Below are 12,109 nucleotides of genomic sequence, written 5' to 3'. Positions count from 1 at the left end.
CCTCTTTCGGGAATGATATGGGCCAAGTACTGCTCCAGCGTAATTTCGCCGGCAAGCAATTTCCGGCACAGTTCTTTGCAGGTCTCTGTAACAGAAAGCCCTTCCATCCGCAGAGAGACCTCCGCAGCTTCAATAGAGCGCTCGATGGAATGCGGCATAAATCACACCTCCGCTTGTTCAGAAGTTATTATGTGCATTGTAGCACAAAGGCTAAATGGTTGCAAACTGAAAATTCCTTCTGTCCCCATCAAATTCTGCGCCGCAAAACAAAGAATAAAAATCCTCGAAAAAATTAGTAGCTATTCCCGCCAAGGTGTGGTATGGTGTGTGGCTACAAGGAGGTGACAACTCATGGCGAAGCGCAGACCATCTGGTGACGGCATGGTACGCAAGCGTGACGACGGACGCTGGGAGGGCCGTATCGTGGTGGGCCACAAGGAAAACGGCGTCTCTATCTTCCGGTACGTCTATGCTCCCACGCAGAAGGAACTGTCCGCGAAGCTCCGCCAGCACATCGACAGCTATCAGGGGGCCGACCTGACGGAGCAGAGCAGGATGACCTTGAGTGAATGGCTCAATCAGTGGCTGGAGAACATGGCGGATACTCTGCGGCCCAACACGCTGAGGAACTATCGCAGCTACATCGAGAACCACATCAGGCCCGGCCTGGGCAATAAGCAGCTATCCCGGATCACACCGAAGGATGTGCAGCGGTTCTATGAGAAACTGAGTGATTGTCTGGCCAGCGGTACAGTGCGCCGCATCCACACTACGCTCCACGGTGCGCTGAAGGCGGCGCAGCAGGCTCATCTGATTGCCAGCAACCCGACCGAACAGATCATCGCTCCCAAGTTCAGCTATAGGGCGAAACAGGTGCTGACGGACGAGCAGCTGGATGTGTTCATGAGGGTCATCGCGGAGGATGAAATCTGGTGTGACTTCTTCTACACCGAGCTGACCACAGGCCTGCGCCGGGGTGAGATCTGCGGACTCAAGTGGGAGGACTTCGATGAGGTCGCCGGCACACTGAAAGTCTGCCGCACCGTATACCGGCAAGCTGGCGGCGAACTGACTGCCGGGGATACCAAGACTAACGCCGGCACTCGAAAAATTTTACTACCGGCCAGCACAGCCGCAGTCCTCAGTGAACGAAAAGAGTCTGCGCTGAGCGAGTGGATCTTCCCCAACCTGCTGAAACCGGAGCAGCCCACTGATCCTGGCTCCGCATACCGCCAGTTGAAAGTTCTGCTGAAGCGGGCCGGTCTCCCGAATATTCGCTTCCACGACTTGCGTCACACCTTCGCAACTCACGCTCTGGCGTCAGGTGTGGACGTGAAAACCCTGTCCAGTATCCTGGGCCACACCAGGGCGGCGTTTACCTTGGATACCTACACCCATACCACTGGCGATATGCAGAAGCGAGCCTCGGAAGTAGTAGGAGATTTCCTGACAGATATTTTCGGAGAGGAGCTGAGACCGTGGGAAGAAAACGCAAAAGCGGCGAGGGTACAGTCCGGCTGAGAAAGGATGGACGCTGGGAAGGCCGGGTAGTCATTGGCTACGATGATAAAGGGCTGCCAAAAACAAAAAATGTGTTGGCAAAGACCAAGGCGGACTGCGTGGCGAAACTGGAATCGCTGAAAGAATCCGTGGCTCCCGCAACCGCCGTTAAGATCAGAGCAGATATGCCCTTCGGTGAGTGGATGGAATTCTGGTACGAAAACTACAGCAAGCCAATGCTCCGCCCCAGTTCCCAGCGATCCTATGAGGACTTTATCAGGCTCTACATCCGCCCCAAATTGGGCAGTGTTCCTCTGAACAAGTTAACGATGAATGACCTCCAGCGGTTCTTCAACTGGATGAGAAAGGATGGACGTACGCTGCATAGAGAAACCAGAGACGGTGGTCTCTCGGACAATATGGTGCGCAACTGTCACAGTCTCTGCCGCAGGGCGTTGGAAAAAGCTGTGGCAGAGCGATTGATCGTAAAGAATCCAATTGAGGAATGCAAGGCTCCACCAATCAGACGGAAGGAGATGCAGCTGCTCACCAGGGAGGAGTTGCAAAGACTGCTCATCCAGGCCAAGGATGAAGGTTACTACGAGGTATTCCTTCTAGAGTTGACCACCGGGCTTCGGGTGGGGGAGCTGATGGCACTCCAGTGGGACGATTTGAATTTCAATACCGGGGAACTGCGGATTGAGCGGCAGGTCTATCGAACCAAAGAGGAACTGCTGATCCAGGAGCCAAAGACCAAGGCATCTATCCGAACCGTGATTCTTCCCCCGCCTGTGGTCGAGGCGCTAAAGGAGTACAAGAAAACCGTCTCCTCCCGGTGGATGTTCCCCTCTCCCAAAAAGGAGGACGCTCCGCTGGCTCCAGCAGCCGCCAGCCACAGGCTGAGTAAAATCCTATCGCATGCTGGGTGCAAAAAGGTTCGGTTCCATGATCTGCGCCACGTATTCGCCACCAACGCACTGGAGCATGGGATGGATGTAAAGACTCTGTCTACCGTCATCGGGCACGTCTCCAGTGCCACTACGCTGAATGTCTACGCACACGTCACTGATGATATGCAGAAGCAGGCCGCCGCTAAAATCGACCGAGGTATTGGTAAAGTAGAGATTTCCGCAGAGAATCCCCAAGCGGTAGCCAGCCGCACTCTGACAGACTTCAAACCCAAGCGGGGCAAGCGCCGCTACTGGGGCAGCGGATACTTGGGTCAGACCAAAAGTGGGCGCTGGAACGGAAGGTACACGGTGACCTGGCCCGATGGGACAAAGCGCACCCGAGACATCTACGCAGACACGGAGGAGGAATGTGAAAAGCTGTTGGCAGTAATGATAACCGAGATGAAAACAGAGGTAGCCGCCGAAAAGGAGCGGCTGAGGGCAGAGAATAAGGCAAGTTGAGAGTTGCGGCCCACCGGGACACCCCCGGTGGGCCAGTTTTTCTCTGTCTGTGGGCAAATATGTGGTCAAGGAGTTCCCGGCCGTACAAAGCAAGCAGAAATTGTCACGAGAATGGCAGGTCTGAAACAGATAATGGAGATTTTCAAGGCCATAAATCAGCCCTTATCCTCAGAGCAGCGTGTGCGCTGGTACACCCAAAGAGAGCGGCGCTATGAGGGGGACGAGTGAGCGTCCTTCCATTGCGGCACGTCTGGAAGGGTATCGGGCGCAGGGGAGGAAACAGTCCGCTCCGGCCAGAGAAAAAGCAAAATCTGTTGCGAAAAACAGGCCCAAAACGAGATAAAAAAGATACTTCCCTGCGGTCATAGCACAAGAGGGATCAAAGTCCCAATAAAAACGTGCGTTAGGATCACAGGGAAGTACCGCAACTATCGTAACACAGGCCCGGAGAAGCTGTCAAGGCGCAGATTCTTCGGGCTGCTGTATTTTTTGGAGGTGAGGAAGATCTGAATCAACCATCCCGGACGGGTAAACTCGCCGTTTACCTATTTCTCTATATTCCCGTGGTCTGGGCGGCGCTGCTGCTGGCTCAGTCCCTGGGCGGCGGCCTGCCCGACATCATTGCCAACCTGACGGCGGCCATGGAACACCCCTTCCGCATCCAGTGGACGAATCACAGTCTTGTGACCATCCTGGTCTGCACCGGGGTGTACATCATGGGGATATGCCTCTACGCCGACCAGCAGGGCCGGACCAGGGACGGCGAGGAACACGGCTCCGCCGCCTGGGCCTCCCCACGGCAGGTCAACGCTATGTTCGCTCAGAAACAGAACAAGCTGCTGACCAAAAACGTCCGCCTGGGGCTGGATACCCACAAGCACCGCCGCTCCCTGAACGTGCTGGTCATAGGCGGCTCCGGCGCGGGCAAGTCGAGAACCTATGTAAAGCCGAATATCCTCGAAGCCAATACAAATTATGTCATTACCGACCCGAAATCAGAGGTTTTGCTGGCCACAGGTGGATATTTGAAAAGCAAAGGTTATGACATCCGCGTGCTGAATCTGGTCAATCTGGAGCAGTCGGACGGCTATAATCCCTTCCGCTATGTGCGAGACGAGAAGGACGCCCTGCGGCTGGTGAACAATCTCATCCAAGCCACTACCCCCAAGGGCAGCCATGAGTCCGATCCGTTCTGGACGAAAGCGGAAACCGCTCTGCTCCAGGCCATCATCCTCATGCTGTGGCAGGAGGCTCCGGAATACGAACAGAACTTCTCCATGGTCATGCGGGTGCTGGAGTACGCCGAGGTCAAGGAGGAGGACGAGGAATACGTCTCGCCCCTGGATCTGCTCTTCCAGGCCATTGAGCGGGAGAAGCCGGACAGTGTGGCGGTGAGGCAGTACAAAGTCTTCAAAATGGCTGCCGGCAAGACCTCAAAAAGCATACTCGTGTCCACCGCCGTCCGGCTGGCCCCCTTCAACCTGCCCCAGATCAAGGCCATCACCGACCGGGATGATATGGACCTCTACACCCTGGGGGAGCGGAAGTGCGCGCTGTACGCGGTGATCCCGGACAACGACAACAGCCTGAATTTTTTGGTGAGCCTGCTCTACGCCCAGGCGTTCCAGGCCCTCTACTACAGCGCGGACCAGATCCACCACGGAACCCTGCCCTGCCACGTCCACTTTATATTGGATGAGTTCGCCGCCATGCCCCTCCCAGGCTTCACCCGTGAGCTGGCCACCATGCGCTCCCGCAACATTTCGGCAAGCACCATTATTCAGAACATGGCACAAATCAAGGAACTTTTTAAGGATAGTTGGGAGACAATTCCGGGCAATAGTGACACAATTCTGTACTTAGGCGGCAACGAATCGTCAACGCATAAGTACATTTCGGAGGCCCTTGGGAAAGCCACGATTGACACCCGCACCCACGGTCAGACCAAGGGCAAATCCGGATCGTACTCCACCAATTTTCAAATGAGCGGCCGCGAATTGTTGACTCCAGATGAGGTGCGTGGGCTGGACAACCGCTACGCCATCCTGTTCATCCGGGGCGCCAAGCCGGTGATGGATCTGAAGTACGAGCTGACCGAACACTCCGCCATCCGCCACACCATTGACGGCGGCGGGCCGCCCTACATCCACCATCAGGAAAAACCTGAGCTGAAGTTCCAGGGGGAACCGCTGTTCACCCCGGAAACCGACACATCTGATGAAGAAAAGGAGACTGCAACCTATGAAGATCATGAAGAAATCCCAGAAGCCCCTGAACACCCTGGATCGCCAGAGGAAGATTGAGCGCCGCGCCAAGCGGGCCTACGCCCTCTTCGCCTGTCTGGTGCTGTCTATGACCGTCATGATCGTCCCCGCCTTCGCGGCGGACGATCCCCTTCAGATCGTGGAAAATTTGTCCGAAGTGAATCACAGTTAAGGATATTACATCAAACAACCCACGCTTACACAGCGAAAGATTATCAAAGGGCGGAGAATTATGAGTACATTTTTCTGCCCTTTAATCCTATATAGCGAACCTAAATTCGGGGAACAAATTATTTTTCAAGTGAAAAAGAAACTGAAATACTAGTTCCCCTCCCCATTGTACTGTGCAGATCGAGGTCGGCATGATGGTACTGCGCAATATGCTTGACGATCGACAGCCCCAGCCCGGTGCCGCCGGAAGCCTTGGAGCGGCTTTTATCCACTCGGAAAAACCGCTCAAATACTCGTACCTGATACTCCGGCGGTATGCCGATCCCGGTATCTTTCACGGAAACAGTTGCGGCAGTATCACCTGTTAAAACAGTAACTTCCACCTTGCCGCCGTCTATGTTGTATTTTATGGCGTTGTCGATCAGGTTATAGAACATTTCATACAGGAAGTTCCGCACTCCGTCTACCATCAGATTTTCGCCTGAAACGGACAGGCCGATATGCCGCTCCTCCGCCCGCTCCCGCAAAGCGGATACCGCACTGTCCGCCAGTTCCAAAAGGTTCACCTGTTCCTTTTCCGGCGCGGTTCCCTCGTCCAGCTGCGACAAGTGAATAATGTCCTCCACCAACGTTACCAGCCGCGCCGCCTCTGTACGGATGACGCCGACAAACTGTGGAACATCCTCCTGCTTGACAAGGCCGTTCTCTAACAGCTCGGCGCTGCCCATGATGGATTGCAGGGGCGTTTTCAATTCATGGGACACGTTGGCGGTAAACTCCCGGCGGCTGCGTTCTGCGGCGGCCTGTTCTGTCACATCAAAGGCCAGCAGCACCGTTCCCGCTGTAAGTCCGTCCACTGTGATCCGGCTGATGTCAAATTGATACTCCCGGTCATTTCGCACAGCGCGGACTTCGTTATGTCCTCTCTCCAGTGCGGTCTGAACAGCAAGATTGATTGTATGGTCACGGTCTATCACAAGAAATTCCTGTCCAACGCAGGCACTGTCCGCATGAAAAATTGTCCTCGCGGCGGGATTGATGCTTAAAACGACACCTTTCCCATCCAGCAGAACAAGCCCCTCGCCCATGTTTTCTGTAATCTGCTCAAATTCCTCGGTTTTTCGCCCCAATTCCCGGAGCTGTGCCTCGATCTGCCGGTGCTGCTGGTGGATACGTCCCAGGAGAGGAGATAATTCCTCATAGGCGTCGTTTTCCAGCGGCCTGTCCAAGTCCAGACGGTTCAGCGGCACAACGATGCTTTTCGCCATCCGATGGGCCAGCAGAGCGGAAAGAATGGCCGCTATGATTGCAGTCAGCAAAATCGGCTGAAGCATCCCCATCGCCAGGGCAAACACCGTCAACTGGCTGATGGAAATACGCAGGACAGTTCCGTCCGACAGCCGCTGTGCGCAGTACAGTGTCCGCTCGGTCAGCGTTTGCGAATAGCGGACGCCCTCGCTTTCCCCCTCGGCCAACGCCTCTCGTATCTCCACCCGGTCAGAGTGGTTTTCCATCTCCGCCGCCGGGACATGGGTATCGAACAACACCTTGCCGTCAGCAGCGATCCAGGTCAGGCGGCAGTCCGCTACGGACGCAAACCGATAGGGAGAGGCCAACTGCTCCAAATAGCCGCTTCCACCTGCTTCCACCCCATAAGAGGCCAAACGAAGTTCATCCCGCAGCTGTTTCTCTTGGACGTTTCTGTAATAGTCATACAGACAGCCCATGATAATCACCAGGCTTGCCAGGAGAACGGAAACCGCCGCCAGCAGGATAGAACGGAAGATTTTCTTTGTCATGCCTTTGCCTCCAGCCGGTAGCCGATATGCCGCACCGTTTCGATCATCCCGCCATAGTCTCCCAGCTTCTGCCGGAGCGTCTTGATGTGCATATCAACCGTCCGGGTTTCCCCGGTGTAATCCACGCCCCAAATGTCGGATAAAAGCTGTTCCCTGGTGAACGCAACGCCGGGGCGGGAGAGGAACAGGCGAAGCAGTTCAAATTCTTTGTAGGTGAGCAAAATACGCGCTCCGTCTGCGGTAACTGTCCGTTCTTCCAGATCCATCGTCAGGCCCCCGGCTGTCAGCTGCTTTGCCGGAGATACCGGGCGGCAGCGGCGCAGGACGGCCTTTACTCTCGACACCATTTCCATCATGCCGAAAGGCTTCACCAGGTAATCGTCCGCGCCCAGATCCAGGCTTTGGATTTTATCGTATTCCGCGCCCTTGGCGGTGGCCATGATGACGGGAATATCCGCAAGATGTACCGTCGCCTTCATCCGCCGCAGCAACTCCACGCCGTCCATTCCCGGCAGCATGACATCCAGAATGACAAGCTCCGGCCGCTCTGTTTCCAGCACCGCCAGGAACGCTCCGCCGTCCTCAAAGCCCCTGGCCTCAAAGCCGGTGGAGCGCAGGGTGTAAAGCTCAATATCCCGAATGCTGGCATCGTCCTCTACACACCAGATCATAGCGCTTCTCCTTTGTGTTCCCCGGTCACGGCAAAAATCACCCATTCCGCGATATTGACTGCATGATCTCCAATACGCTCCAGATATTTGTCGATCATCAGCAAATCAAGAGCGTGTTCGCCGCAGTCGGGGTTTGCCGCGATGTTCCCGATCAGCACCTGTTTTACCCGGTCAAAGCATTGATCCACAATGTCATCATGGGCAATCACCAGCTTGGCGCGGACAGTATCTTTCTGGACGTAGGAATCCACGCTTTCCGTGACCATCTTGATGACCTCCGCCGCCATTTCCCGGATATGGCCCACATCCTCCGGCACATACCCCTGGGCCAGCATTGCCAGAATGATCTCCGCGATGTCGGCAGCCTGATCTCCGATGCGCTCCATATCCGTGATGATCTTCATGGCGGCGGAGATCTGCCGCAGGTCCCGGGCCACCGGCTGCTGCTGGAGCAGCAGCTTCAGGCACAGCGTTTCAATGTCCCGCTCCATCTGGTCGATCTCGCCCTCCAACGGCTTGACCTGTTCCGCCAGTGTGCGGTCACCGTTCTCCAACGCCTTCGCCGCCTTTGAGATGGCCTCCTCGCACAGCGCCCCCATCTGGATGAGTTCCGTATTCAAAAGGGCAAGCTGTTCATCAAACTTACTTCTCACTTACCCAAACCTCCCTGTGATGTAGTCCTCCGTGCGCCGGTCCTCCGGCTGGGAGAACAGTCTTTCCGTCTCGCCGCACTCGATCAGCTCCCCCAGCAGGAAGAACGCTGTGCGGTCGGAAATGCGCACCGCCTGCTGCATATTGTGGGTCACGATAACAATAGTGTACCGCTCTTTCAGCCCCATTGTAAGCTCCTCAATTTTTGAGGTGGAAATGGGGTCCAGGGCGCTGGTGGGTTCGTCCATCAGCAGCACCTTGGGCTCCACGGCCAGGGCGCGGGCGATGCAAAGCCGCTGCTGCTGGCCCCCGGACAGGCCCAGGGCGTTCTTTTTCAGCCGGTCTTTCACCTCTTCCCAAATGGCCGCCCCCCGGAGGGACTGCTCCACAAGTTCATCCAGCTTGGCTTTGTTTTTGACGCCGTGCGTGCGGGGGCCGTAGGCGATGTTATCATAGATGCTCATGGGGAAGGGGTTGGGCTTCTGGAACACCATGCCGATTTCCTTACGCAGAGCGTTCACATCCAGGCCGGGAGCGAAAATGTCCGTATCCAGATACCGCACCTCTCCGGTGATCTTCACGCCGGGAATCAGGTCATTCATGCGGTTCAGCGTTTTCAGAAAAGTGGACTTTCCGCAGCCGGAAGGGCCGATCAGAGCGGTGATGTTGTTCTCTGGAATCTGGATATTGATATTTTTCAATGCCTGGGCGCTGCCGTACCACAGGCATAGATTTTTTGCGGTAATTGCGTTGTTCATAGCGCCCTCCTTTTCTTGAAGCAGCGGCCCACCAGGGCGGCAGTCAGGTTGACCGCCAGCGTCAGGAGCATCAGGATCGCGGCGATGGCAAATGCCACGCCAAATTCTCCCTGCTCTTTTGCGTAGACGTACAGCGCCACGGTGAGGGTGGCCCCCGGACTGGTCAGGCCGGTAATAAAGCCGTTCAGCGCATGGGCAAAGCCCGCCGTAAACAGCAGCGCCGCCGATTCACCCAAAATACGCCCCACCGACAGGATGCAGCCGGTGATGATGCCGCCCGCACATCCGGGCAGCACCACCGTGCGGATGACCCGCCACTTTCCGGCCCCCAGGCCAAAGGCCCCCTCGCGGTAGCTCTGGGGCACAGTTCTCAGGCTCTCCTGGGTCGTTCGCATGATGGTGGGCAGGTTCATGATAACCAGCGTCAGCGCACCCGCCAGCAGAGAGGTTCCCAACACGCCGGTAAACACCAGCATCCCCACAAGGCCGTAGATGATGGACGGGATGCCGGAGAGGGTTTCCGCCGCGTACTCGATGACAGACACCAGACGCTTATTTGCGGCGTACTCGGTCAGATAGACCGCCGCCCCTGCCCCCAAAGGCAGGACGATCAGCAGGGCGGCAAGGATGATGTAGATGGTGTTCAAAATGTCCGGCAGGATACCGATGGTGTCCGACAGGTAGCTGGGTTTGGTGGTCAACAGCTCCCAGGACAGGTTGGGGAGGCCCGCAGCCAGCACATAGCCTATGAGGAACAACGCCAGAGCGCACACCAGCAGCACCGACAGGGCGCACAGCAGCCCCATTACACCGATATAGGCCCTCCGGGATGGGGAGATTGGTCTGTCCAGCATAATCAGCCCTCCTTTTGCCCCTTGAGGAAGAAATTCAACACGGCGTTGATCAGCATGATGAACAGAAACAGCACCAGGGCGATGGAGAACAGCGCCTGCCTCTGTAGGCCGCTGGAATAGGACATTTCGCTGGATACCGCCGTGGTAAGAAATCGGACGCTTTCAAACAGTGAGGGCATATTTGCCGCGTTGCCGGATACCATCATCACCGCCATAGCCTCCCCGATGGCCCGGCCTACTCCCAGCACCACCGCCGCCGCGATGCCGCTTCGCGCCGCAGGGACGGATACCCGAAAATAGGTTTCTATCGAGGTCGCGCCGAGGGCCAGGGATGCGTCCTCGTACTCTGTCGGTACTGCCTCCAGCGCGGTAATGGATACTTTGATGATGGAGGGCAGAATCATGACCGACAGGACGATGATTGCCGCCAGCAGGCTGGCCCCGTCCGGCACATGGAACAGCGCCCGGGTACCCGGCACAAGCACCAGCATCCCCACCAGACCGTAGACCACAGATGGAATACCCGCCAGGAGGCTGACAGCGGCCTCAACGATGGATTTTACTTGGGTTGGAGCCAGCTTCGCCAGATAAACCGCCGCGAAAAATCCTACCGGGACACCGAACAGGATAGCGCCCGCTGTGCCGTAAATGCTGGTGAGAATGAACGGGAGGATGCCGTATGAGGGCTGTGCGGCGGTAGATTCCCAGGTGTCACCCAGTAGAAAGGGCACAAGCCCGATCTGCCGGATGGCAGGGATGCCGGAGACCACCAAATATACGGTAATCAGCAAGACACAGCCTACCGTAACCAATCCCAGCATCAGAAATATCCCGTGGACTGCGGTTTCCAGCAGTTGCTTTTTACTGCGCATAGTCAATTTGCCGCCACAGCGCCCGCGCCAGAGATCAGCTCCGCCGCATCAGGGGAGGTTGCGAAGTCGAAGAACTTTTGCGCTTGCTCCGAAAGGGGCGTGTCCGTCTTGGTGACCAGGACAAAGGGCCGCTGAATGACATAGCTGCCGTCCTTCACCGCATCCTCTGTGGGTGTTACGCCGCCTACTGTGACGGCCCGCACGGTGTCCTTGACGGAGGCGAGGGAGGCGTAGCCGATGGCATCCGGGTTCTGGGACACGGCGGTAATCACATCGCCGGTGGAGGTCAGCTCCTGGCGGTACTGGCAGTTGTCTGCTGTGCCGGTGATGGATTCAAAGCCGTCCCTGGTTCCGCTGCCGGCTTCCCGGCCAATCAGGACAATCTCCGCATCCTGTCCGCCGATGTCCTTCCAGTTGGTGATCTCGCCGGTGTAGATTCTGGCGATGGTATCTACATCAAGTTCGGATACAGGATTGTCGGGATTCACGATCACCGCGATACCGTCATAGGCCAGCACCGTTCCGGTCAGCCCCTGGGCGGATTCCTCCGCCTTCAGGCCACGGCTGCTGAGGCCAATGTCACAGCGCCCCTCCAAAACCGCCTGGATGCCAGAGCCGGAGCCGGTGGGGTTGTATGTGAAGGTCACACGGTCGTTCTGCGCCTCAAACGCCTCACCCAACGCACCGATCACCTTCTCCATAGAGGTAGAGCCATCAGTGGTGACGGTGCCGGACGTTTTCTGTGAACATCCCGCCATAACCGATAGGGCCAGCACAGCAGCCAGCATAAGACTTGCAAATTTTTTCATGTTTAAATTCTCTCCTTTCAACTTTTGGGGTACGAGAAAAGAATACTGCTGGTGTGTAAAATTCAAAAGGCAAGCGTTGTAAAATTGAGGTAAAATTCTCTCGTGGCATTTAGGCGCTGTTTGAAAATTGGAAATGTGCCCAACGGTGAGGGATCTTTTCGCCAGACGAAGCCAATTTGACGCAGGAATACTTGGTGTATTCCAAGGAAAATTGGCAAAGTATGGGAAAAAAAGAGCCACCGTTTGGGTATGATGACAATTTTCAAACAAGCCCTAGTACTCTACCAAGTTAGGAATTAGAAGATGATAGGGTATAGTTTTCTGAGTTTGCACCTGGCGTCATCAGAG

The 12,109-nt window shown here is 56.1% G+C and carries 12 protein-coding genes; 4 read left to right on the top strand and 8 right to left on the bottom strand.

The window, feature by feature from the left end; translation table 11 throughout:
• Positions 1 to 158: antitoxin VbhA family protein (locus NFS22_RS22010; RefSeq protein ID WP_277614991.1), on the bottom strand; the 158-nt coding region annotated here is incomplete at its 3' end.
• A gap of 193 nt (positions 159 to 351) precedes the next feature.
• On the opposite strand from NFS22_RS22010, the gene NFS22_RS22005 reads away from it, so the two are divergent.
• The 4 genes from NFS22_RS22005 (at position 352) to NFS22_RS21990 (ending at position 5,348) form a co-directional block, all read left to right on the top strand.
• On the top strand, positions 352 to 1,521 hold the full coding sequence (locus NFS22_RS22005) for a tyrosine-type recombinase/integrase (protein ID WP_251319819.1): 1,170 nt from the start codon (positions 352 to 354) through the stop codon (positions 1,519 to 1,521).
• The gene (locus NFS22_RS22000) at positions 1,479 to 2,912 is read left to right on the top strand and encodes a tyrosine-type recombinase/integrase (protein WP_251319818.1); all 1,434 of its coding nucleotides are present in this window, start codon (positions 1,479 to 1,481) and stop codon (positions 2,910 to 2,912) included. The genes NFS22_RS22005 and NFS22_RS22000 overlap by 43 nt, the downstream gene beginning before the upstream one ends.
• Before the next feature lie 506 nt (positions 2,913 to 3,418).
• The gene (locus tag NFS22_RS21995; RefSeq protein ID WP_420908904.1) at positions 3,419 to 5,215 is read left to right on the top strand and encodes a VirD4-like conjugal transfer protein, CD1115 family; all 1,797 of its coding nucleotides are present in this window, start codon (positions 3,419 to 3,421) and stop codon (positions 5,213 to 5,215) included.
• Positions 5,154 to 5,348, top strand: a complete 195-nt coding sequence (locus NFS22_RS21990) for a hypothetical protein (protein WP_251319816.1) — start codon at positions 5,154 to 5,156, stop codon at positions 5,346 to 5,348. Before NFS22_RS21995 ends, NFS22_RS21990 begins: the two co-directional genes overlap by 62 nt.
• Before the next feature lie 118 nt (positions 5,349 to 5,466).
• On the opposite strand, the gene NFS22_RS21985 is transcribed toward NFS22_RS21990, so the two are convergent.
• Genes NFS22_RS21985 through NFS22_RS21955 form a run of 7 tightly spaced genes read right to left on the bottom strand, consistent with a single transcriptional unit; the run spans position 5,467 to position 11,761 of the window.
• Positions 5,467 to 7,146 (bottom strand): sensor histidine kinase, encoded by a 1,680-nt coding sequence (locus tag NFS22_RS21985; RefSeq protein WP_251319815.1) that lies wholly within the window; start codon positions 7,144 to 7,146, stop codon positions 5,467 to 5,469.
• Positions 7,143 to 7,817, bottom strand: a complete 675-nt coding sequence (locus NFS22_RS21980; protein WP_251319814.1) for a response regulator transcription factor — start codon at positions 7,815 to 7,817, stop codon at positions 7,143 to 7,145. The genes NFS22_RS21985 and NFS22_RS21980 overlap by 4 nt, the downstream gene beginning before the upstream one ends.
• Positions 7,814 to 8,470, bottom strand: coding sequence for a phosphate signaling complex protein PhoU (gene phoU / locus NFS22_RS21975; RefSeq protein WP_251319813.1), 657 nt, complete (start codon positions 8,468 to 8,470; stop codon positions 7,814 to 7,816). The genes NFS22_RS21980 and phoU overlap by 4 nt, the downstream gene beginning before the upstream one ends.
• Positions 8,471 to 9,226, bottom strand: coding sequence for a phosphate ABC transporter ATP-binding protein PstB (pstB, locus tag NFS22_RS21970; RefSeq protein ID WP_251319812.1), 756 nt, complete (start codon positions 9,224 to 9,226; stop codon positions 8,471 to 8,473).
• A complete protein-coding gene (gene pstA, locus NFS22_RS21965) occupies positions 9,223 to 10,080 on the bottom strand; it encodes a phosphate ABC transporter permease PstA (protein ID WP_251319811.1) in 858 nt (285 codons plus the stop codon). The genes pstB and pstA overlap by 4 nt, the downstream gene beginning before the upstream one ends.
• 2 nt (positions 10,081 to 10,082) lie before the next feature.
• Entirely contained in the window at positions 10,083 to 10,952 is an 870-nt protein-coding gene (pstC, locus tag NFS22_RS21960; RefSeq protein ID WP_251319810.1) for a phosphate ABC transporter permease subunit PstC, read from the bottom strand.
• Positions 10,953 to 10,954: 2 nt separating this feature from the next.
• Positions 10,955 to 11,761 carry a phosphate ABC transporter substrate-binding protein gene (locus NFS22_RS21955; RefSeq protein WP_251319809.1) on the bottom strand — a complete coding sequence of 269 codons (807 nt, stop codon included), beginning with the start codon at positions 11,759 to 11,761 and terminating at the stop codon, positions 10,955 to 10,957.
• Positions 11,762 to 12,109 lie beyond the last annotated feature (348 nt).

It is taken from the genome of Flintibacter muris (genome assembly GCF_943192995.1).
GTDB lineage: Bacteria > Bacillota > Clostridia > Oscillospirales > Oscillospiraceae > Lawsonibacter > Lawsonibacter muris.
The sequence above is the reverse complement of the archived record's forward strand: the minus strand, read 5'-3'. Positions and strand labels throughout refer to the sequence as shown.